The sequence below is a fragment of the Sedimentitalea sp. XS_ASV28 genome (assembly GCF_041224545.1).
GTDB lineage: Bacteria > Pseudomonadota > Alphaproteobacteria > Rhodobacterales > Rhodobacteraceae > Sedimentitalea.
In genome coordinates this window covers 14,862-34,639 of sequence record NZ_JBGFGP010000162.1, presented here as the reverse complement: position 1 = coordinate 34,639, position 19,778 = coordinate 14,862, and the positions used below count along the sequence as shown (strand labels likewise).

25 protein-coding genes are annotated in these 19,778 nt (G+C 60.9%); 17 read left to right on the top strand and 8 right to left on the bottom strand.

The window, feature by feature from the left end; translation table 11 throughout:
• Positions 1-185 precede the first annotated feature (185 nt).
• The 5 genes from AB9K34_RS17695 to AB9K34_RS17675 all read right to left on the bottom strand — a co-directional run bounded on the left by AB9K34_RS17695 (position 186) and on the right by AB9K34_RS17675 (position 3,681).
• Positions 186-893, bottom strand: a complete 708-nt coding sequence (locus AB9K34_RS17695) for a DUF1194 domain-containing protein (RefSeq protein WP_369955751.1) — start codon at positions 891-893, stop codon at positions 186-188.
• A gap of 116 nt (positions 894-1,009) precedes the next feature.
• On the bottom strand, positions 1,010-2,044 hold the full coding sequence (locus tag AB9K34_RS17690; protein ID WP_369955750.1) for a MaoC family dehydratase: 1,035 nt from the start codon (positions 2,042-2,044) through the stop codon (positions 1,010-1,012).
• Positions 2,045-2,251, bottom strand: coding sequence for a DUF1737 domain-containing protein (locus AB9K34_RS17685; RefSeq protein ID WP_369955749.1), 207 nt, complete (start codon positions 2,249-2,251; stop codon positions 2,045-2,047).
• An 11-nt stretch (positions 2,252-2,262) separates the two neighbouring features.
• Positions 2,263-2,817, bottom strand: coding sequence for an NnrU family protein (locus AB9K34_RS17680; protein ID WP_369955748.1), 555 nt, complete (start codon positions 2,815-2,817; stop codon positions 2,263-2,265).
• Positions 2,818-2,823: 6 nt separating this feature from the next.
• Entirely contained in the window at positions 2,824-3,681 is an 858-nt protein-coding gene (locus AB9K34_RS17675) for a CoA ester lyase (RefSeq protein ID WP_369955747.1), read from the bottom strand.
• 235 nt (positions 3,682-3,916) lie between these two features.
• On the opposite strand from AB9K34_RS17675, the gene AB9K34_RS17670 reads away from it, so the two are divergent.
• Complete coding sequence (locus AB9K34_RS17670) at positions 3,917-4,234, top strand: hypothetical protein (RefSeq protein ID WP_369955746.1); 318 nt, start codon at positions 3,917-3,919, stop codon at positions 4,232-4,234.
• 5 nt (positions 4,235-4,239) lie between these two features.
• On the opposite strand, the gene AB9K34_RS17665 is transcribed toward AB9K34_RS17670, so the two are convergent.
• A complete protein-coding gene (locus AB9K34_RS17665) occupies positions 4,240-4,581 on the bottom strand; it encodes a hypothetical protein (protein ID WP_369955745.1) in 342 nt (113 codons plus the stop codon).
• A gap of 56 nt (positions 4,582-4,637) precedes the next feature.
• Here AB9K34_RS17665 and mdh point away from each other — a divergent pair, with 56 nt between their 5' ends.
• The 15 genes from mdh to lpdA all read left to right on the top strand — a co-directional run bounded on the left by mdh (position 4,638) and on the right by lpdA (position 17,983).
• A complete protein-coding gene (mdh, locus tag AB9K34_RS17660; protein ID WP_369955744.1) occupies positions 4,638-5,600 on the top strand; it encodes a malate dehydrogenase in 963 nt (320 codons plus the stop codon).
• 41 nt (positions 5,601-5,641) lie between these two features.
• Positions 5,642-5,854, top strand: coding sequence for a hypothetical protein (locus tag AB9K34_RS17655; RefSeq protein ID WP_369955743.1), 213 nt, complete (start codon positions 5,642-5,644; stop codon positions 5,852-5,854).
• 299 nt (positions 5,855-6,153) lie between these two features.
• Positions 6,154-7,356: an ADP-forming succinate--CoA ligase subunit beta gene (gene sucC / locus AB9K34_RS17650; RefSeq protein ID WP_369955742.1), complete on the top strand. Its 1,203-nt coding sequence runs from the start codon at positions 6,154-6,156 to the stop codon at positions 7,354-7,356.
• 11 nt (positions 7,357-7,367) lie between these two features.
• Positions 7,368-7,940 carry a hypothetical protein gene (locus tag AB9K34_RS17645; protein WP_369955741.1) on the top strand — a complete coding sequence of 191 codons (573 nt, stop codon included), beginning with the start codon at positions 7,368-7,370 and terminating at the stop codon, positions 7,938-7,940.
• The gene (locus tag AB9K34_RS17640) at positions 7,937-8,107 is read left to right on the top strand and encodes a hypothetical protein (protein ID WP_369955740.1); all 171 of its coding nucleotides are present in this window, start codon (positions 7,937-7,939) and stop codon (positions 8,105-8,107) included. The genes AB9K34_RS17645 and AB9K34_RS17640 overlap by 4 nt, the downstream gene beginning before the upstream one ends.
• A 5-nt stretch (positions 8,108-8,112) precedes the next feature.
• On the top strand, positions 8,113-8,703 hold the full coding sequence (locus AB9K34_RS17635) for a hypothetical protein (RefSeq protein ID WP_369955739.1): 591 nt from the start codon (positions 8,113-8,115) through the stop codon (positions 8,701-8,703).
• Positions 8,700-9,233 carry a hypothetical protein gene (locus tag AB9K34_RS17630; RefSeq protein ID WP_369955738.1) on the top strand — a complete coding sequence of 178 codons (534 nt, stop codon included), beginning with the start codon at positions 8,700-8,702 and terminating at the stop codon, positions 9,231-9,233. Before AB9K34_RS17635 ends, AB9K34_RS17630 begins: the two co-directional genes overlap by 4 nt.
• A 19-nt stretch (positions 9,234-9,252) precedes the next feature.
• Entirely contained in the window at positions 9,253-10,134 is an 882-nt protein-coding gene (gene sucD, locus AB9K34_RS17625) for a succinate--CoA ligase subunit alpha (RefSeq protein ID WP_369955737.1), read from the top strand.
• A 2-nt stretch (positions 10,135-10,136) separates the two neighbouring features.
• Positions 10,137-10,661: a DUF805 domain-containing protein gene (locus AB9K34_RS17620; RefSeq protein ID WP_369955736.1), complete on the top strand. Its 525-nt coding sequence runs from the start codon at positions 10,137-10,139 to the stop codon at positions 10,659-10,661.
• Positions 10,658-11,197 carry a DUF805 domain-containing protein gene (locus tag AB9K34_RS17615; protein WP_369955735.1) on the top strand — a complete coding sequence of 180 codons (540 nt, stop codon included), beginning with the start codon at positions 10,658-10,660 and terminating at the stop codon, positions 11,195-11,197. Before AB9K34_RS17620 ends, AB9K34_RS17615 begins: the two co-directional genes overlap by 4 nt.
• Positions 11,194-14,151, top strand: coding sequence for a 2-oxoglutarate dehydrogenase E1 component (locus AB9K34_RS17610; RefSeq protein WP_369955734.1), 2,958 nt, complete (start codon positions 11,194-11,196; stop codon positions 14,149-14,151). Before AB9K34_RS17615 ends, AB9K34_RS17610 begins: the two co-directional genes overlap by 4 nt.
• A 3-nt stretch (positions 14,152-14,154) precedes the next feature.
• Positions 14,155-15,672: a 2-oxoglutarate dehydrogenase complex dihydrolipoyllysine-residue succinyltransferase gene (gene odhB, locus AB9K34_RS17605; RefSeq protein WP_369955733.1), complete on the top strand. Its 1,518-nt coding sequence runs from the start codon at positions 14,155-14,157 to the stop codon at positions 15,670-15,672.
• A 79-nt stretch (positions 15,673-15,751) separates the two neighbouring features.
• On the top strand, positions 15,752-16,099 hold the full coding sequence (locus AB9K34_RS17600; protein WP_369955732.1) for a hypothetical protein: 348 nt from the start codon (positions 15,752-15,754) through the stop codon (positions 16,097-16,099).
• A 15-nt stretch (positions 16,100-16,114) separates the two neighbouring features.
• On the top strand, positions 16,115-16,504 hold the full coding sequence (locus tag AB9K34_RS17595) for an MAPEG family protein (RefSeq protein WP_369955731.1): 390 nt from the start codon (positions 16,115-16,117) through the stop codon (positions 16,502-16,504).
• A gap of 90 nt (positions 16,505-16,594) precedes the next feature.
• Positions 16,595-17,983, top strand: coding sequence for a dihydrolipoyl dehydrogenase (lpdA, locus tag AB9K34_RS17590; protein WP_369955730.1), 1,389 nt, complete (start codon positions 16,595-16,597; stop codon positions 17,981-17,983).
• Positions 17,984-17,998: 15 nt separating this feature from the next.
• On the opposite strand, the gene AB9K34_RS17585 is transcribed toward lpdA, so the two are convergent.
• On the bottom strand, positions 17,999-18,565 hold the full coding sequence (locus tag AB9K34_RS17585) for a TetR/AcrR family transcriptional regulator (RefSeq protein ID WP_369955729.1): 567 nt from the start codon (positions 18,563-18,565) through the stop codon (positions 17,999-18,001).
• 111 nt (positions 18,566-18,676) lie between these two features.
• Between AB9K34_RS17585 and AB9K34_RS17580 the strand changes: the two genes are divergently transcribed.
• The gene (locus AB9K34_RS17580) at positions 18,677-19,270 is read left to right on the top strand and encodes an NAD(P)H-dependent oxidoreductase (RefSeq protein WP_369955728.1); all 594 of its coding nucleotides are present in this window, start codon (positions 18,677-18,679) and stop codon (positions 19,268-19,270) included.
• A 5-nt stretch (positions 19,271-19,275) separates the two neighbouring features.
• Here AB9K34_RS17580 and AB9K34_RS17575 read toward each other — a convergent pair whose 3' ends face one another.
• Entirely contained in the window at positions 19,276-19,761 is a 486-nt protein-coding gene (locus AB9K34_RS17575; protein ID WP_369955727.1) for a GNAT family N-acetyltransferase, read from the bottom strand.
• Positions 19,762-19,778 lie beyond the last annotated feature (17 nt).

Below are 19,778 nucleotides of genomic sequence, written 5' to 3'. Positions count from 1 at the left end.
GCAGATGCTTTTGCCCGTTTTTAAACCTTTTTTTCCCGCTGTCACCCATACACGGCATGATTAGGCGCGGTTTTTTGGCGCGGTTTTTCAGTTTAGCGCAAACTTGTGATCACGCCTCGCATAGCTGTGATCACATATCTGCGGGGCTCTCGTAAGCTTTAGATCCCCGATCGACTGAGTCGCGGTCAACGGCTATGAACCATCGGCTCTGCGGCACCCTCGTGCGTTGCGGTCTGTCGCGTGACTTCGCGCAACAGTTTCTTGCGTATCCGATCAGGATACTCACGGAAACTCGATGCTGTGATCACAAAAGCGCCTTCGCCCACGATGACGTTCTCAAAGAAATATGCGGTCAGGTCCGGTTCGGAAGCCTCGATCGCAATGGCGTTAACGGTGATCCCGGCGCGCGACAGGTTCTGATGCGTGTCGCGCGGTGGCTGCCCTTCGTTGGACGGGCCATCCCCGGACACGTCGATGAGGAGTCGGCTGCACTGCCGCACCTGTTCGAACGCCGGCAGGACGAATGCCAGAGCGTCGCCGATCGCTGTGGAATAATTACGCCAGATCCGCGGGCTTGCGGCGACAAGGTCGGCAAACTGCTCGACGGCATCAAAGCTGTTCAGCGTTGTCCACGGAATTGCGACCTGCTGTCGGCTTGTGCCGCTCCACTGCACAAGCATCACCTGTGCCCGCCCCCGCACCAGCGCCTCGGCGATGACGCCGTCCCGAAGCGCAAGCGCCAGCCCGTCCATCTGCAAGCGGTATTCTTCATGATCGACAGAGCCGGAGACATCTACAGCCAGGGCCAAGGCCAGATCACAGGCGAATACCCGCCCGACAGACCAGACCGACAGGAGCAGGCACAGAAGAGATATCCGGAACAGGGCGAACATGGGCGAGAGGCTACGAAATCCAACCGCGCCTGCCTATCCGGTAAACGACATGGCATTCGCTGACCGGTGCGAACCTGCTGCTATCCGCACCAGCTCCGCGCTGCGCACCCCGCAGCTCAGACCGGCATCAGCGCCCAGTAGTCGAGATCGAGCAGAACCTCGGGGCGGTACTTGCCATCCTCGCCGCGCAGAACGAAAGGGGTGTGCCCCCTGGTCGCGACCAGCCGCAGGCGAATGGCTCCTACGCCGGGTGCCGGCATTTCGGCTTTCTCGAGCACTTCGGACCAAGCATAAACCGTATCCCCGGAAAGGCAGGGGTTGGCATGGGCACCGGAATTCAGGCCAACGACCATCTGCGCGTTGGCCAGCCCGTTGAAAGACAAGGCGCGCGCCATCGAAATGACATGTCCGCCATAGATCAGGCGGCTGCCATCGGGCCGGGCGTTGACGTCGAAATGCACCTTGGCCGTGTTCTGCCACAGGCGCGTCGCCATCATGTGCTCGGCCTCCTCGATTGTCACCCCGTCCACGTGGTCGATCTGCTCGCCAACCTCATAATCGCCCCAGCGGTGCGGTTCTCCGGCAAGCGAGAAATCGTAGCCGGTGAAATCCAGACCATCGGGAATCACCAGATCATCCGCCGACACCACCTTGGCGAGGTCGGGCACAACCGCTTCGGGCGCGGGCGCATCGACATCGCGTTTGCGCACCATCACCCATCGGACATATTCCAGAACCTCATCGCCATGCTGGTTCATGCCCCGTGTCCGCACATAGACGACGCCGGTCTTGCCATTGCTGTTCTGCTTGACCCCGATCACCTCGGAGACCGATCGCAGGGTATCGCCGGGCCAGACCGGTCGCAGCCAGCGCCCCTCTGCATATCCGAGATTCGCGACGGCATTCAGCGACACGTCGGGCACCGTCTTGCCAAAAACCACATGAAAAGCCACGAGATCATCCAGCGGGCTGCCTGTCAGGCCACAGTTCTGCGCAAACAGGTCGGACGAATGCAGTGCATGCCGTGCGGGATAGAGCATGTGGTACAGCGCACGCTCTCCGGTCGTCACGGTTCGCGGCACCGGATGTTCGAGCACGTCGCCAATTGCGTAATCCTCGAAAAACCGGCCGGAATTGGTCTTGTTGGCCATCTACTGCTCTCCCAGTTTCATGTCGGGGGTGTACTCCGCAGCGACGTCCTTGATCACCGCCTGCCCGCACCGCATGGTGCCGGTCGCCGCATCGAAGGTCTGTGTCGGCGAACCATACAATGTCCAGCCCTTGGCCAGGGCTGCGCTGACCTTGTGACAGAACGCGGATGTGTCCTCTTCCGAGAGGAACCGGTAAATCTTGCTCATCTGATGTGTCCTTATTGCGGGAACGGCCAGTATCCCAACCAGCCGTGAATCATGCCGATCACGCCAAGCAGCACGACCGATATCGCAAAGAACATCGCATCCTTGGCCAATGTTCCCGGTGCCGGTGGCGTCCATTCAGGCTCGGCGCGGTTGATCACGATCACCTCGACCACAGCCCAGGCGAGCAGCCCGCCAAACAGCACGATGGAGGCGAGATCGCCATTTACCAACAGGTGCGCAAATGCCCAGAGCTTGAACCCCGCAAGCATCGGATGGCGCACCTTGTTCAGAATCAGCCCCTTCTGGCCCGCCGGGCTGGCCAGCCAGAAGGCAAAGACCATCAGCGTGTTGTTGATGTGGATCATGAAGCCGGGCGGTGTCCAGACGGCGATATAGGGCGTCGCCCGAAAGCCGATCACCATAAGCACAATCGAGATCAACAGGGCCAGCGCGATGGCCCCCTTGCCCGCATTGCCCATGGCAGCGCGCTGATCAGGCCGGACGCGTTTGAAGAGATGCGCGCCCCACCACAGCGCCAACCCCAAAATCAGAAGACTCCAGCCCATCCCGGACTACCCCGCTTGCAACGCCTCGATCATTTCCGCTTTTGCCAGCAATTCGCGGGCAGTGGCAACGTGAAGATTCTCGACGATCCGGCCATCAACCACGGCGACCCCCTGCCCACTGGCTTCGATTTCCTCGAAGGCAGAGATCTGCCGGCGCGCCAGATCGAGTTCGTCCGCCGATGGCGCAAAGGCGCGATTGGTGACCTCGACCTGCGCCGGATGAATCAGGGACTTGCCGTCAAACCCCATGTCACGCCCCTGTTTACATTCGACCTCGAGCCCGGCATCGTCCTTGAACGCGTTGAATACCCCGTCAATCGCTATCACACCTTCGGCCTTGGCCGCGAGCAGGCACAGGCCAAGCCCGGTCATCAAGGGCTCACGATCCGGGCGGAAACGGGTATTGAGCTCCTTGGCCAGATCGTTGGTTCCCAGCACGAACCCGCCGATCAGCGGATGCGCGGCGATGGCGTGGGCGTTCAGCATCCCCCTGGGCGTTTCCATCATCGCCCAGACGGGAATGTCACCGGTGATCTCGGCGAGCGCGTCCACGTCCTCGGGGCTGCCGACCTTGGGTAGCAGGATCGCGTCGCACTCCATGTCGCGGGCGGCAATCGCGTCATCGCGGCCCCACTCGGTATCCAGACCGTTGATCCTGACAAGCCGCACGCGGTTGCCATATCCGCCAGCGGCGAGCGCCTCTGTCAAAAGAGCGCGCGCATTCGCCTTTTCCGCCGGCGTCACCGCGTCTTCGAGATCGAAAATGATCGCGTCCACCGGAAGCGACTTGGCCTTTTCCAACGCCCGCGCCTTGGATGCGGGAATGTACAAGACCGATCGGTAAGGGCGGGCGCTGGATGGCATGAGTCTCTCCACAAGTCATAATATTGCGCAGAAAGGGGCATTTTTGGTTGGAAAATTCAAGCCAAAAGCGCCGCAATGCAGCATTTTCTGACGACGTGTGAGGCCCGGACAGCCGTCAGAACGGCGAATTAACCACTTTTCAGCAACTCCGTGGGCAGGATCGTCGCTGACAGCAAGCCGCTGTTTGCAAGCGTCCGCGAACGTATCCGGCGCATTGTTTCAGAAAGGTGGACCCATGATGAAGACAGCGTTGAACATGACCGTCGGGTTGGGCTTGATGGTTTTGGCGGCACAACAGGTTTCTGCGCAACAGTCCCGCAACTGTGCACCGCGCGATACCGTGATCGAGCGCCTGACCAGCCGATTTGGCGAAACGCGCCAGAGCATTGGGCTGGGCTCTCAGGGCGCGGTGGTGGAAACTTTCGCCTCGCACGACACCGGCAGTTGGACCATCACCGTGACGATGCCCAACGGTATCACCTGTCTCGTGGCATCCGGCCAGTCGTTCGAAGAACTCGCCGAGGCGTTGCCGTCCGACGGCAGCGACGCCTGAATCCGTCAGGTCTGCGTGTCGAGCAGCAGTTCGAGTTTCCCGTCGTTGATTTCCAATATTCCCCCGGGCCGGTCAGATAGAAAAGCGTCAACAGCGTGTTGACCTGAAGCGACCAGGCGCGCCGATCCGCGCAAGAATCGACGAGCAGCCCGACACCGCCTTTGCGGCGAAGATTGCGTTCTAAAGACCAGCGGGCGATCCGCGCGCGCCGCCGGTCCAAAAAAACCGATGCGCAACGCCCGCTTCGTGTTGCCTCGTAACCCTTTCCGATAATTGGCCTTTACCGTCTCGGATGTTTCGTGGATGACCGCATCGAGTGCCAATGCCGCGTTGCAGAACACTTGCACGAAACCGCATGACGCACTAGGCAACCCGCAATTTTCATCGGATCGGAGAGAAATCCATGGCCAGACCCAAGATCGCGCTCATCGGAGCAGGTCAGATCGGCGGCACGCTCGCCCACCTCGCAGCGCTGAAAGAACTGGGCGATGTCGTCCTGTTCGATATCGCTGAGGGCACACCCGAGGGCAAGGCGCTCGACATCGCCGAATCCGGCCCGTCCGAGGGTTTTGACGCTGCCCTGTCCGGCACACAATCTTATGCCGATATCGCCGGCGCCGATGTCTGCATCGTCACGGCAGGTGTTCCGCGCAAGCCGGGGATGAGCCGCGACGACCTGCTGGGCATCAACCTCAAGGTCATGAAATCGGTCGGCGAAGGCATCCGCGATCATGCGCCCAATGCGTTCGTGATCTGCATCACCAACCCGCTTGATGCGATGGTCTGGGCCCTGCGCGAATTCTCCGGCCTGCCGCATGAGAAGGTCTGCGGAATGGCCGGCGTGCTCGACAGCGCGCGGTTTCGTCACTTCCTTGCGAACGAATTCGGTGTCTCGATGAAAGACGTCACCGCATTTGTTCTTGGCGGACATGGCGACACGATGGTGCCCCTCGCCCGCTATTCGACAGTTGCGGGCATCCCCCTGCCCGATCTGGTTGCGATGGGCTGGACCACTCAGGAAAAGCTTGACGGCATCATTCAACGTACCCGGGACGGCGGTGCCGAGATCGTTGGCCTGTTGAAAACCGGCAGCGCGTTCTACGCCCCTGCAACTTCCGCGATCGAGATGGCCGAAGCCTATCTGAAAGATCAGAAACGCGTTCTGCCCTGCGCGGCCTATGTCGATGGCGCGCTTGGCCTGAAGGGCATGTATGTCGGCGTGCCGACCGTGATCGGAGCCGGCGGCATCGAAAAAGTCATCGACATCAAGATGACCAAGGACGAACAGGCTATGTTCGACAATTCCGTGAATGCGGTGAAGGGTCTGGTCGAGGCCTGCAAAAGCATCGATAGCTCGCTCGCCTGATCGGCTCATCAGCCCACACAATGGACGCCGGACAGCAACAGATGCTGACCGGCGTTTTTTGTTGTCGAACGCCTGGAGCGCGAATTTTGAGTCGATTTATCAATGTAGTTTTAGGTTCAGGGCCTGTTGATTTCGGTACCGATGACATGTCCGTCGATAACGGTGTCGTTCCAATTCCGGTGCCGGCCACCCTGTCGCTTCCGGCCGATGGCGTTGGTCTGACGGGCTGGATTGCACGCCGCTGCAAATCCTGAGGCCACGGCGCGACATTCAGCCGTCGACATTTTACGCACCATCCTCAAACGTCCGGGGATGGACTCCCGAGGGCATTCTCGCCGACGGGGTTTTCATTTTCCAAAACGAATCGCACGATCCCCCTGCATCCAGCGCCACGAAATCTCGCCGCCACGGTTTGTGATCACACACTTCAGACGTGTGATCACAAATGTCGCTTTTTTAGCAAAAACCCAAGCCCGCAGCAAAAAAGCGTTTAACTCCATTGGAACGGGATCGTTATACCCGGGGTAAACGCAGCTAGACGGGACAGTTTTCGATGAACATTCACGAATATCAGGCCAAGGCTTTGCTCCGCAGCTATGGCGCACCGGTCTCTGACGGGCGGGTCGTCTTGCGCGCGGAAGAGGCCAAGACCGCTGCGGGCGAGCTTGATGGACCGATGTGGGTGGTCAAGGCGCAAATACATGCGGGGGGGCGCGGAAAGGGCAGTTTCAAAGAGACCGACGCCGGTGAAAAAGGCGGCGTCCGCCTGACGAAATCCGTCGAAGAGGCCGCCGCGGAAGCCAAGCGGATGCTGGGACGCAAGCTTGTCACGCACCAGACCGGACCCGTGGGCAAACAGGTGAACCGTATCTACATCGAAGACGGAAGCGGTATCGAAACCGAACTCTATCTTGCGCTGCTGGTCGATCGCCAGACCAGCCGTATCAGCTTTGTCTGCTCGACCGAAGGCGGCATGGACATCGAAGAAGTCGCCGCCAACACCCCCGAGAAAATCCTGTCCTTCCCGGTCGATCCCGCGACCGGATACCAGGCCTTTCACGGACGCCGCATCGCCTTCATGCTCGGACTGACCGGGAAACAGGTCAAGCAATGCGTGCGCCTGATGGAAACGCTGTATCGCATGTTCATCGAAAAGGACATGGAAATGCTCGAGATCAACCCGCTGATCGTGACCGATGGTGGCGACCTGAAATGCCTTGATGCCAAGATGGGGTTCGATGGCAACGCTGTGTACCGCCACGCCGACATCGCCGAATTACGCGACACGTCCGAGGAGGACCCGAAGGAACTGGAAGCGTCCAAGTTCGACCTGAATTATATCGCATTGGATGGCGAAATCGGCTGCATGGTCAACGGTGCCGGCCTCGCGATGGCAACGATGGACATCATCAAGCTCTACGGTGCGGAACCGGCAAACTTTCTCGATGTCGGCGGCGGCGCGACCAAGGAAAAGGTCACCGAGGCGTTCAAGATCATTACCTCCGATCCGCAGGTCAAAGGCATCCTCGTCAACATCTTCGGCGGCATCATGCGCTGCGACGTGATCGCGGAGGGCGTCGTCGCCGCAGTGAAAGAGGTCGGCCTTAAGGTGCCTCTCGTTGTGCGGCTGGAAGGCACCAATGTGGAGAAGGGCAAGGAGATCATCAACACGTCCGGCCTCGACGTGATCGCTGCGGACGACCTCAAGGACGGGGCCCAGAAGATCGTGAAGGCCGTGAAGGCCGTGAAGGGCTGAGAGCCAGAATCATGCGATCATTCGTCCTTTTCCTGAAAATTGCGGCGTTGCTAGCATTCTCTGCGTTTCCAGCCAACGCTCAGGGGCTGATTGATCGTTTTCCAGCGCTTTGGTCAGAGTTTTTTCGCGCCTGCGGCGGCGTAATTGAAGCTCCTGAACAGATGGAAGAGAATTTGCCAACTCTCTCTGATCTTCCGCGGAAATCATTCGCAAAATCGACCGACGGAGGTAGTCTTGTTCTCAATCAATCCTCCACTGATTACCGTTCATTCACCTATGTCCATCTTCTCAGCCTGACCAACGGCTACTGGATCGAGTGTGAGATTTCGACTTTGTCGGAAGACGATCTGGATCAATCTTCCGTCGCGTCGACCCTGACCGGCATGCTATCCGCCTCCGGCGAAATGACAGTTTCAGGCGGCCAGATGAGAGACCTGCCGACTTCAAACACAAGTATGGAGCAGTTTGGAGACGGCCCTTGGAACCTGATCGTGGTTGAAGGCGTCTTCCCCGGCCGCTCAATTCCCGTGATGATCGATATCGAGAGTGGCAGCGTCACCATACGTGTTGCTGGATTGATATGAAAATCTTCAAACCTGATCGCGCGCGCAGCATCGAAAGCAAAGACAGACTCGGCGAACCGCGCACGCATAGTAATGAAACGAACATGGCCTCTCTCATCGACGCCCCTCCCAGAAACCGCCGCCAGCGCCAGACCGGCTCGCAAGATATTACGCACCGCTACCGTTGAAGCAGATGATCCGCCCCCTCCTCATATCCCTATTGCTGGCCACACCAGCCGCCGCGCAATCCCCGCGCGAGGCGGTGGCGCGGGTGTGGGAAACGTTTCGGACCGACTGCAAGGCGGCGCTGTTCGAACAATCGGCCTTTATCGCCGAAACGCCCAATCCCGGCCCCAATGGCATCAGCACCGTGGGCCGGTCGGCGGATGGCCAGATCGTCGAGGCCCGGCGGTTTGCCGACAACCAGATGATCACCCTGCGCGTTACCGGCCTGCCGGGGATGCGGATGAACACCTGTTCGGCGCATGACCAGGGGTTCAATGCGGCCGAGATCAATCTTGCGCTATCCACCGATCCCGGCCCCTGGGTTGCGGCATTTGAAGAGATCGTGCGCCCCACCTCGCCTGCACAGATCGTCGGTGGCAATCTTCCCATCGGCTTCGCGGCGCGGGGCATGGCGGGCGAACTCATCGGCCAGAACGATACGCTGTCCTACCACTATGCCGCGCTGTTTGACTGGAACGGCGAACAGGTGCCGGTCTCGATCATCATCGCACCCTATTCGCTGGTCTTTACCGCTATCCGACTGGAGGTGCCCGAATGATCCGCCTGATTGCCAGCCTGCTGCTGTGTCTTGGCACCGCCGCGTCTGCGCAAACCGTCGAGGAAGCCGCGCGTATCAACGCGGAGATTGCCCTGCAATTCTGCATCCAGCCGCATGTGCAACCGGCAATGCGCGCGCAGATGTTTCGCAATTCGGGCTTTGCCGAACGGGTGGAGCGCAGCCAGGGAAACAGTGACACCACCCATTATTTCACCGCGCCGGCCGACACCGTGCATATCGAACTCTATTACGGCGAGATGCCCGAACATTGCCGCGTGACGAGCAACCATCTCGACGTCAGCGCGGCGGCGCCGGTGCTCGATGCGGTGGTGCCACGCTTCTATCCCGGCTTCGTGCGGCGCGTGACCTATGGCCCCGTGAACCCGGCGACCGGGCAACCGGTGCAATGTGTCGCCTATCAGGACCCGAGCAATCCGATCGGGCTTGAAATCGGGGTTGGCGCATGGGGCGGCGCCCAGGGCTGTGTCGCGAACGGCACCAGCGTCTTCTATCTCACCTATCGCGTATAATCATGAAAAGGGACCAGATATGGCTGTCCTCATCGACGAAAACACCAGGGTCATCTGCCAGGGTCTGACCGGGTCGCAAGGCACGTTTCACAGTGAACAGGCGATCGCCTATGGCACGAAAATGGTGGGCGGCGTGACGCCGGGCAAGGGCGGCATGGAGCATATCGGTCTGCCGGTCTTCAACTCGGTCCACGAAGCCAGGGCCGCGACCGGGGCCGATGCGACGGTGATCTACGTGCCCCCGCCCTTTGCGGCGGATTCGATCCTCGAGGCCATCGACGCGGGGATGGACGTGATCGTTGCCATCACCGAGGGTATCCCGGTGCTTGACATGATGCGGGTGAAACGCGCGCTGGAAGGGTCGAAAAGCCGGCTGATCGGACCGAACTGCCCCGGTGTCATCACCCCCGATGCCTGCAAGATCGGCATCATGCCCGGCCATATTCACAAGCGCGGAACTGTCGGGGTCGTGTCGCGTTCAGGCACGCTGACCTACGAAGCGGTGAAGCAGACCACCGATGTCGGGCTGGGCCAGTCGACCTGCGTCGGGATCGGCGGCGACCCGATCAAGGGCACCGAACATATCGACGTGCTCGAATGGTTTCTTGCCGACGATGAAACCGAAAGCATCATCATGATCGGCGAAATCGGCGGCAGCGCCGAGGAAGAGGCCGCACAATTCCTGGCCGACGAAAAGAAGAAAGGCCGCTGGAAACCCACCGCCGGGTTCATCGCCGGGCGCACGGCCCCTCCGGGTCGCCGCATGGGTCACGCCGGGGCCATCGTTGCCGGCGGCAAGGGCGGCGCCGAAGACAAGATCGAAGCCATGAAATCCGCCGGCATCGTGGTCGCCGAAAGCCCCGCGTCGCTGGGGGAAGCGGTGTTGGAAGCGATCGGATAGCAATGCCGGTCCTGCATGTATTCTGGCTGGAATTGCGCCGATCCCTTGATTTCAGGGGCCGGACGGCGCGTGCGCGCTATTTCGGGTTCATGAGTGTCGCCGTATCGGTATTTGCCTCGGCAAGCTGGATTGCCCTTGCCACCCTTCCCGATGGGCAGGGGTGGGTCGGAGTCCTTGTCCTCATCACCCTGCTTTATGTGCCGGTCACATCCGCTGGCGTTCGTAGGCTGCATGACACGGGCAACCCCGGTACGCTCATGCTCGACCCGCTCAAGCCTCTGGCGGCTTTTGGCGTGATTGCCCTGCTGATCGGCGTGGCGTTTCTCTCCAGCGATGTGGGAATCCTCGCGCTGTTTGCGTCGCTGTTTCTGGCCGGTAAACTCATGGCCGCGCTGTCTCTTGTCGCCGCCCTCTTGATGCTTGGCCTCACAATGATTTTCTTTTCGCACACGATGGGGCAATTGATGTTGCCATCGCAGCCCAGGACCAACACATATGGCCCTGACCCACACCAGGTGCCTGCATGACGTTCACACAAGCGATCAAAACCTGCCTCGGCAAATATGTAACCTTCTCGGGCCGGGCGACTCGCCCGGAATACTGGTTTTTCTTCCTGTTCGTGCTTTTGCTCGGCCTTGCCGCTGCGGCGATCGACTGGATGTTCTTCACCTCTGTCACCAGCATCAGCAGCGAAGCGGCGAATGCCACCGTCATACAATCGTCACAGCCGGTGCAATCCCTGGTGGCGCTCGTGGTTTTTCTGCCGCATCTGGCGGCGGCGTGGCGGCGGATGCACGATACCGGACGCAGCGGATGGCATGTCCTTTTGCCGACATTGCTGGCAATGGTCGCCTTCGCGGTGCTGGTCTTTGGCATTGGCGCGGCCAGCCATTTCCATGGCGGCACCATGGATCGCCTGCTGACGGGCGCCACCCTGCTGATCCTGCTGCCGACGCTGATCGTGCTCTTGATCTCGCCCCTTCTCGTGCTGTTCTGGCTCAGTCGGCCCAGCCAGCCTGAAACCAATAAATACGGTCCCAACCCACATGAGGTACAACCATGACCGAGCACTCACCCAACGACCAGTTTCATGCCTCGTCCTTCATGCAGGGACACAACGCGGCGTATCTGGAGCAGCTGTATGCCCAGTATGCAAATGACCCGAACGCGGTCGACGAGGCGTGGGCGGCGTTCTTTGCGCAGCTCGGCGACACCGAGATCGACGTCAAGGCCGACGCAAGGGGGCCGTCCTGGTCGCGCAGCGACTGGCCGCCGATGCCGAATGACGACCTGACCGGCGCTCTGACCGGCGAATATCCCGCCGCCGAGAGAGAGGCCGCGGGCAAGAAGATCGTCGAAAAGGCTGCCGCAGCCGGTATCGAGGTCAGCGAGGAACAGGTGAAACGCGCGGTGCTCGACAGCATCCGGGCACTGATGCTGATCCGGGCCTATCGGATCCGGGGTCACCTGGTGGCCGATCTCGATCCCTTGGGCCTGCGCGATCAGACCGCACATCCCGAGCTCGATCCCAAGACCTACGGCTTTGCCGAGGCCGACATGGATCGGCCGATCTTCATCGACAACGTGCTCGGTCTGCAGATCGCCAGCATGCGGCAGATCGTCGAGATCGTGAAGCGCACCTATTGCGGCACATTCGCCCTGCAATACATGCATATCTCCAACCCGGAAGAGGCCGCCTGGCTCAAGGAACGGATCGAGGGCTTCGACAAGGAAATCCGCTTTACCCGCGAGGGGCGCAAGGCGATCCTGAACAAGATGGTCGAGGCGGAAGGTTTTGAGAAATTCCTGCACGTCAAATACATGGGCACCAAGCGCTTTGGTCTTGACGGTGGCGAGAGCCTGATCCCGGCGATGGAGCAGATCATCAAGCGCGGCGGCGCGCTCGGGGTCAAGGACATCATCGTCGGCATGCCGCACCGGGGGCGCCTGTCGGTGCTGGCCAACGTGTTGCAGAAACCTTATCGCGCGATTTTCAACGAATTTCAGGGCGGCAGTTTCAAACCTGAGGATGTCGATGGTTCGGGTGACGTGAAATACCACCTTGGCGCGTCGAGCGATCGTGATTTTGACGGCAACATCGTGCACCTGTCGCTGACCGCCAACCCCAGCCACCTCGAAGCGGTCAACCCCGTCGTCCTGGGCAAGGCCCGCGCCAAGCAGGACCAGAACCACGACAGCGAACGCACATCCGTGCTGCCCATCCTGCTGCATGGCGATGCCGCCTTTGCGGGTCAGGGCGTGGTTGCCGAGTGCTTTGGCCTCTCCGGGCTCAAGGGCCACAAGACCGGTGGCACCATGCATATCGTCGTGAACAACCAGATCGGCTTTACCACCGCACCGCATTTCAGCCGCAGTTCGCCCTATCCCACCGACATCGCGCTGATGGTCGAAGCGCCGATCTTTCACGTCAACGGCGACGATCCCGAGGCGGTCGTCCATGCCGCCAAGGTTGCCACCGAGTTCCGGCAGAAATTCCACAAGGACGTGGTCGTCGACATCTTCTGCTATCGCCGGTTCGGGCATAACGAGGGCGACGAGCCCATGTTCACCAACCCGATCATGTACAAACAGATCAAGACCCACAAGACCACGCTCAGCCTGTATACCGAGCGGCTGGTCAAGGATGGTCTGATCCCCGAGGGCGAGATCGAGGACATGAAAGCCGCCTTCCAGGCGCATCTGAACGAGGAATTCGAAGCCGGCAAGGATTTCAAGCCCAACAAGGCCGACTGGCTCGACGGGCGCTGGTCGCATATCGACAAGCATGGCGAGGAATACGTACGCGGTGAAACCGCGATCACGCCCGAAACCCTCAAGGAGGTGGGCGACGCCCTGACTCGTGTGCCCGACGGTTTCCCGCTGCATCGGACCGTGTCGCGTTTGCTGGAAAGCAAGAAAGAGATGTTTGCCACCGGCAAGGGCATCGACTGGGCAACCGGTGAGGCACTGGCCTATGGATCCTTGCTCACCGAAGGGTATCCCGTGCGGCTGGCCGGGCAGGATGCGACGCGCGGCACCTTCAGCCAGCGTCACTCCGGCCTGATCAACCAGGAAACCGAAGAGCGATATTTTCCGCTCAACAACATCCGCGCCGGCCAATCGCAATACGAAGTCATCGATTCGATGCTGAGCGAATATGCGGTGCTGGGCTTTGAATATGGCTATTCGCTGGCCGAACCCAACGCCCTCGTATTGTGGGAAGCGCAGTTCGGCGATTTCGCCAACGGCGCGCAGATCATGTTCGACCAGTTCATCAGTTCGGGCGAAAGCAAATGGCTGCGCATGTCCGGTCTGGTCTGCCTGCTGCCGCATGGCTACGAGGGCCAGGGCCCCGAGCACAGCTCTGCCCGGCTCGAACGCTTCCTGCAGATGTGCGGCCAGGACAACTGGATCGTCGCCAACTGCACCACCCCGGCGAACTATTTCCACATCCTGCGCCGCCAGATTCACCGCAGCTTTCGCAAGCCGCTGATCCTGATGACGCCCAAATCGCTTCTGCGCCACAAGCTCGCGATCTCCACCGCAGAGGAATTCACCACCGGATCGAGCTTTCACCGGGTGCTCTGGGACGATGCGGAAAAGGGGAACTCGGAAACCGAACTGGTCGCCGACAAGAAGATCAGGCGCGTGGTGATGTGCTCGGGCAAGGTCTATTACGACCTGCTCGAAGAACGCGACGCCCGTGGCATCGACGACATCTATCTCATTCGCATCGAACAGTTCTATCCGTTCCCGGCAATCTCGCTGGTCAAAGAACTCGAACGGTTTAAGGGGGCCGAGATGGTCTGGTGCCAGGAAGAGCCCAAGAACCAGGGGGCCTGGACCTTTATCGAACCCAACATCGAATGGGTCTTGAACCGGATCAAGGCCAAGCACAAACGCCCGGTTTATGTCGGTCGCGCAACATCGGCATCGCCCGCAACCGGGCTCGCCAGCCAGCACAAGGCCCAACAAGAAGCGCTCGTGGATGAAGCGCTGACCATCGAAGGAAAGTAAGTCATGACAACCGAAGTACGCGTCCCGACGCTGGGCGAATCCGTGACCGAGGCCACCGTCGCCACCTGGTTCAAGAAACCCGGCGATGCGGTCGCGGTCGACGAAATGCTGTGCGAACTGGAAACCGACAAGGTGACCGTCGAAGTCCCCAGCCCCTCTGCCGGCAAGATGGGCGAAATCATCGCCGCCGAGGGCGAGACCGTGGGCGTTGACGCGTTGCTGGCCACCATCCTCGAAGGCGAAGGTGCCGACACGGCGGATGAGAAACCCGCCGCCCCCGCCGATGCGGACGGGGACACCGCGCCAACCGGTGACAGCATCGACGTCATGGTGCCCACCCTAGGCGAATCCGTGACAGAAGCCACCGTCAGCACCTGGTTCAAGGCCGTGGGAGACTCGGTTGCGCAGGACGAGATGCTGTGTGAACTGGAAACCGACAAGGTCAGCGTGGAAGTGCCCTCGCCCGCCGCCGGCGTCCTGGCCGAAATCACCGCGCCCGAAGGCACCACGGTGGATGCCTCCGCCAAGCTCGCCGTGATCAGCGGCGGGGCCGACGGCACCGTTGCGCCCGCCCCGCGCCCCGAAGCGCCCGCAGAGGCCCCCGCATCCTCCGACAAGGCCGATATCGAAGACGCCCCAAGTGCCAGAAAGGCGATGGCCGAGGCCGGGGTCACGCGCGATCAGGTCACCGGAACCGGCCGCGACGGCCGCGTCATGAAAGACGATGTCGCCCGCGCCGTGGCCGCCGCAACCTCCGCCCCGGCCCCCGCGGCAAGCGCCCCCGCCAGCGCGCCGCGCGCCCCGGTTCCCGCCGATGACGCCGCCCGCGAGGAGCGGGTCAAGATGACCCGTCTGCGCCAGACCATCGCCAAGCGCCTCAAGGACAGCCAGAACACCGCCGCCATGCTCACCACCTATAACGAGGTCGACATGACCGAGGTGATGGCCCTGCGCAGCCGGTACAAGGACGAGTTCGAAAAGAAACACGGCGTGCGGCTCGGCTTCATGTCCTTCTTCACCAAGGCCTGCTGCCACGCGCTGAAAGAAGTGCCCGAGGTCAACGCAGAGATCGACGGCAACGAGATCGTCTACAAGAATTTCGTCCATATGGGCGTCGCAGCCGGCACCCCCACCGGCCTCGTCGTGCCGGTGATCCGCGACGCCGACAGCATGTCTTTCGCCGAGATCGAAAAGGCGATTGCCGAAAAGGGCAAACGCGCCCGTGATGGCAAACTCTCGATGGCGGAGATGCAGGGCGGCACCTTCACCCTGTCCAACGGCGGCGTCTACGGCTCGCTGATGTCCTCGCCGATCCTGAACCCGCCGCAATCGGGCATCCTCGGCATGCACAAGATCCAGGACCGTCCCATGGCGATCAACGGCGAGGTCGTCATCCGCCCGATGATGTATCTGGCCCTGTCCTACGACCACCGCATCGTCGATGGCAAGGGCGCCGTCACATTCCTCGTGCGCGTGAAGGAGGCGCTGGAAGACCCGCGCCGGTTGCTGATGGATTTGTGATCACCGCTTGTTCGAAGCTTTGGGCGTCTCTGGTCGACGCGGGCGATGCTTTAGCAAACTTGTAAACTGGAAAAGCACTTTGGATTTTGTCGCTCTACTAACAGCCTTTGGTGTCGGTTCACTTGCTACTGCCGTCATTCAATTTTGGCTATCCGAACGAATTATCTCCAAACGGCGCATATACGACGAACGCAAAGAGGCTTACCTTGGTTTACTAGAGTCTTGGATGAAGTACGAAAGCAGAGAGCCCAATAAGCAAGGCGAATTCAACGTCGGTCATTGGCTTTTGCGCTCACAATTGGTCGCATCAGATTCAACGCGACTATTGCTTGATGAATGGGAACAAACAGAGGCAGGTAGCCCGGATCGCATTCGTGCTACAAAGCAACTTAAAGCTGCAATGCGCACAGATTTGCGTTCTCCCTAGTAATTCAGGAAGATCATGACCCCCGAACTCACCGCCCTCACCCTCGCCGCCCTGCTGCAGATCCTGCAATTCGCGGCCTACTCGATCACCGCCAACCTCCAGGTCGGATCGAAAACCGCGCTTGGCCCGCGCGACACGCCGGTACACCTCACCGGCACCGCGGGCCGCCTGCAACGGGCGATGAACAACCATTTCGAAGGTCTGATCCTCTTCACAATTCCCTGCGTGACCATCGCTCTGACCGACCAGTCCACCGCCTTCACCGCAACCTGCGCCTGGACCTATCTCGTGGCCCGCATCCTCTATGTCCCCGCCTATGCCCTCGGCCTGAGTCCCTGGCGCTCGGTGATCTGGATGGTCAGCCTCATCGCCACCGCCCTGATGCTGCTGGCCTCCCTGACATGACCTTCATCTTTGGCGAAATACTCCGGGGTGAGGCGCAGACTGCGCCGAGGGGCAGCGCCCCTGCCCCGCTCACAACAAAGGACCTCTCTCATGGCTGACTACGACGTGATCATCATCGGTGCCGGACCCGGCGGCTATGTCTGCGCCATCCGCTGCGCACAACTCGGGCTCAAGACCGCCTGCGTCGAAGGCCGCGAAACCCTCGGCGGCACCTGCCTGAACGTGGGCTGCATACCGTCCAAGGCCCTGCTGCACGCCAGCCACCAGCTGCACGAGGCCGAGCACAACTTTGCCAGGATGGGTCTCAAGGGGAAATCGCCCAGCGTCGACTGGAAACAGATGCAGGCCTACAAGCAGGAGGTGATCGACACCAATACCAAGGGCGTCGAATTCCTGTTCAAGAAGAACAAGATCGACTGGCTCAAGGGCTGGGGCTCGATTCCCGAGGCCGGCAAGGTCAAGGTCGGTGACGAGGTTCACACCACCAGGAACATCATCATCGCCTCGGGCTCCGAGGCGTCCGCCCTGCCCGGCGTCGATATCGACGAAAAGGTGGTCGTGACCTCCACCGGCGCGCTGGAGCTTGGCAAGATCCCGAAAAAGATGGTGGTGATCGGTGCCGGTGTGATCGGGCTGGAACTGGGCAGTGTCTACGCCCGTCTTGGCGCCGACGTGACCGTCGTGGAATTCCTCGATGCGATCACCCCCGGCATGGATGGAGATGTGCAAAAGACCTTTCAGCGCATTCTCAAGAAACAGGGGCTGACCTTCATCATGGGCGCGGCGGTGCAGAAGACCGAAGCAACCAAAACCAAGGCCAAGGTGCATTACAAACTGCGCAAGGACGACAGCGAACACGTGCTGGATGCCGATGTGGTCCTGCTCGCCACGGGTCGCAAACCCTATGTTGACGGTCTCGGGCTTGATGCGCTCGGCGTCGAGCGCAGCGAGCGCGGGCAGATCAAGGTCGGCAAGGACTGGCAGACAAACGTACCGGGCATCTATGCGATCGGAGATTGTATCGACGGCCCGATGCTGGCCCACAAGGCCGAGGACGAAGGCATGGCCGCTGCCGAACAGGTCGCGGGCAAGCATGGGCATGTGAACTATGGCGTGATCCCGGGCGTGATCTACACCTGGCCCGAAGTGGCGAATGTCGGTGAGACCGAAGAGGCGCTCAAGAAAGCGGACCGCGCCTATAAGGTCGGAAAATTCATGTTCATGGGCAATGGCCGCGCCAAGGCGAATTTCGCCGCCGACGGCTTTGTCAAGATCATCGCCGACAAGGAAACCGACCGGATTCTCGGCGCACATATCATCGGCCCCGGTGCCGGCGACCTGATCCACGAGATCTGTGTCGCGATGGAGTTCGGCGCCTCGGCCGAGGATCTTGCCATGACCTGCCACGCCCACCCGACCTATTCCGAAGCCGTGCGCGAAGCCGCGCTGGCCTGTGGCAGCGGAGCGATCCACAGCTGATGCCGCACCGGCGGTTCAGGCCGCCGGGGCCATCCAGGCGTCAAGATAAAGCGTCAGCCGCTCCTCGAAATCCTGCGCCCGGTGCAGGGCGCAGAACTGCAGAGACATGGCCTGGACGGCAAAGGCCTGCACCCCCTCGGCGAGCAGGTCCGCCGATATGTCCCGCCGGTAGGCTCCGGCCTCGATCCACCCCGTGACCAGCACGGAATATCGCTGCAGGCATTGCGCGATCGGTCCGATCTCGGCGATCGCGGCCGCCCCGGAATAGCGCAGGATCAGGTCGAATACATAGCGCTCGGAGGTCATGAAACGATGAAACGGTCTTAGCGCGGCAATCAGGGTCGCGACCGAAACGGGGGCCTCCGACACTTCGGCACGGTCAAGGCGAGCAGCCAGTTCCGCCCCGACAAGCCGTTCCATCAACGCATCCTTGTCTTTGAAATGGGCAAAGAACGTCCCCTTGGCCACGCCCGCCCCGGACACCACGTCTTCGACGCGCAAGGCTTCGTAACCGCCGGATGCCACAAGCGCCTGCGCGACCTCGATCAAACGGGCACGGGTCTTGAGCGTTCGTTCTTGCACGGGTTTCGCCATGCCCTTGGGTTGCAGCTTTTTTGACCAAGGTCAAATTAATATTGACCACGGTCATTTTTATTGCAAGTAAATGACCAAGGTCAATTTGTGGAGCTTCCCGTGCCTGCCAAGAAGATTTTCATCCTGAACGGACACCCTGGCGAAACCAGCCTGTCGCGCCGTTTTGCGGAAACCTATGCCACCGCCGCCCGCGCCGCGGGACATGAGGTGCGGGTCACCAACCTGAGCGATCTCGCGTTCGACGACGATTTCGGACAGGGAAATTACGAGAATTACAAGCCGCTCGAACCCGACCTGCAACAGGTGCTGGGCGATATCGAATGGAGCGATCATCTGGTCCTCGCCACGCCGATGTGGTGGGGCGGATTGCCCGCACGGCTCAAGGGGTTGATTGATCGCACGTTCCTTCCGGGGCGCACCTTTGACACCCGAAACACGGGGCTCGGAGGCATGCCCGCGCCACTGCTGTCGGGGCGCACGGCACGGGTGATACTCACGTCCGACACCCCGGGCTGGGCGATGCGACTGCTGTATCGCCGCGCGTTGATCTGGCAGCTCAGGCGGCAGATACTCGGCTTTGTCGGCGTCAAACCGACCCGCATCACCTGGTTCGCCGGCGCCAGCCGTCCGACGTCCGGTCTTATCGAAAAATGGACCCGCAAGGTCCACGCCATCGGCGCGACAGCGGCCTGACGGTGCTACAGGTTCATCACCATCTCATGCCACGCTGCGCCCGCAAAACCCGAGGCCGAACCGCGCACGTATCGATAGCCAAGCTTCTCGTACATCGGGACATAGTGAGACTTGCACATGAGGTGGATGCTGGACTTGCCCCCATCCACCATGCGACGCACGAATGACTGCATCAGGGCACGGGCCAGCCCCATGCCCTGAAAGGCGGGGTCCACCGCAACCGAGAGGATCACCACGTTGGGCGCGTCCGGATCATGTCCGGCCAGCGCCTTGAACGCATCGTCGGCCATATCGACGTCATGGGCGCAGCCGCTGTTGATAAAGCCTGCAATCACCCCGTTCTGTTCAACCACCAGAAATCCCTGCGGATATGTGGCGATACGATCCGCAATCCGGCTGAGGGGGGCCGCTTCGCGCGCGGAATAGGCCGCCGCCTCGATTTCGCGGCAGCGGGCGGCATCCTCGGGTCGCGCCGGTCGAAACAACTGCAAGCGGTGGTCTCCCGGAT

Bases quoted from the DNA above. Each gene is read 5' to 3' on its own strand.
- AB9K34_RS17695 (WP_369955751.1), bottom strand. From the start codon at position 893: ATGTTCGCCCTGTTCCGGATATCTCTTCTGTGCCTGCTCCTGTCGGTC.
- AB9K34_RS17690 (WP_369955750.1), bottom strand. From the start codon at position 2,044: ATGGCCAACAAGACCAATTCCGGCCGGTTTTTCGAGGATTACGCAATT.
- AB9K34_RS17685 (WP_369955749.1), bottom strand. From the start codon at position 2,251: ATGAGCAAGATTTACCGGTTCCTCTCGGAAGAGGACACATCCGCGTTC.
- AB9K34_RS17680 (WP_369955748.1), bottom strand. From the start codon at position 2,817: ATGGGCTGGAGTCTTCTGATTTTGGGGTTGGCGCTGTGGTGGGGCGCG.
- AB9K34_RS17675 (WP_369955747.1), bottom strand. From the start codon at position 3,681: ATGCCATCCAGCGCCCGCCCTTACCGATCGGTCTTGTACATTCCCGCA.
- AB9K34_RS17670 (WP_369955746.1), top strand. From the start codon at position 3,917: ATGATGAAGACAGCGTTGAACATGACCGTCGGGTTGGGCTTGATGGTT.
- mdh (WP_369955744.1), top strand. From the start codon at position 4,638: ATGGCCAGACCCAAGATCGCGCTCATCGGAGCAGGTCAGATCGGCGGC.
- AB9K34_RS17655 (WP_369955743.1), top strand. From the start codon at position 5,642: ATGCTGACCGGCGTTTTTTGTTGTCGAACGCCTGGAGCGCGAATTTTG.
- sucC (WP_369955742.1), top strand. From the start codon at position 6,154: ATGAACATTCACGAATATCAGGCCAAGGCTTTGCTCCGCAGCTATGGC.
- AB9K34_RS17645 (WP_369955741.1), top strand. From the start codon at position 7,368: ATGCGATCATTCGTCCTTTTCCTGAAAATTGCGGCGTTGCTAGCATTC.
- AB9K34_RS17640 (WP_369955740.1), top strand. From the start codon at position 7,937: ATGAAAATCTTCAAACCTGATCGCGCGCGCAGCATCGAAAGCAAAGAC.
- AB9K34_RS17635 (WP_369955739.1), top strand. From the start codon at position 8,113: ATGATCCGCCCCCTCCTCATATCCCTATTGCTGGCCACACCAGCCGCC.
- AB9K34_RS17630 (WP_369955738.1), top strand. From the start codon at position 8,700: ATGATCCGCCTGATTGCCAGCCTGCTGCTGTGTCTTGGCACCGCCGCG.
- sucD (WP_369955737.1), top strand. From the start codon at position 9,253: ATGGCTGTCCTCATCGACGAAAACACCAGGGTCATCTGCCAGGGTCTG.
- AB9K34_RS17620 (WP_369955736.1), top strand. From the start codon at position 10,137: ATGCCGGTCCTGCATGTATTCTGGCTGGAATTGCGCCGATCCCTTGAT.
- AB9K34_RS17615 (WP_369955735.1), top strand. From the start codon at position 10,658: ATGACGTTCACACAAGCGATCAAAACCTGCCTCGGCAAATATGTAACC.
- AB9K34_RS17610 (WP_369955734.1), top strand. From the start codon at position 11,194: ATGACCGAGCACTCACCCAACGACCAGTTTCATGCCTCGTCCTTCATG.
- odhB (WP_369955733.1), top strand. From the start codon at position 14,155: ATGACAACCGAAGTACGCGTCCCGACGCTGGGCGAATCCGTGACCGAG.
- AB9K34_RS17595 (WP_369955731.1), top strand. From the start codon at position 16,115: ATGACCCCCGAACTCACCGCCCTCACCCTCGCCGCCCTGCTGCAGATC.
- lpdA (WP_369955730.1), top strand. From the start codon at position 16,595: ATGGCTGACTACGACGTGATCATCATCGGTGCCGGACCCGGCGGCTAT.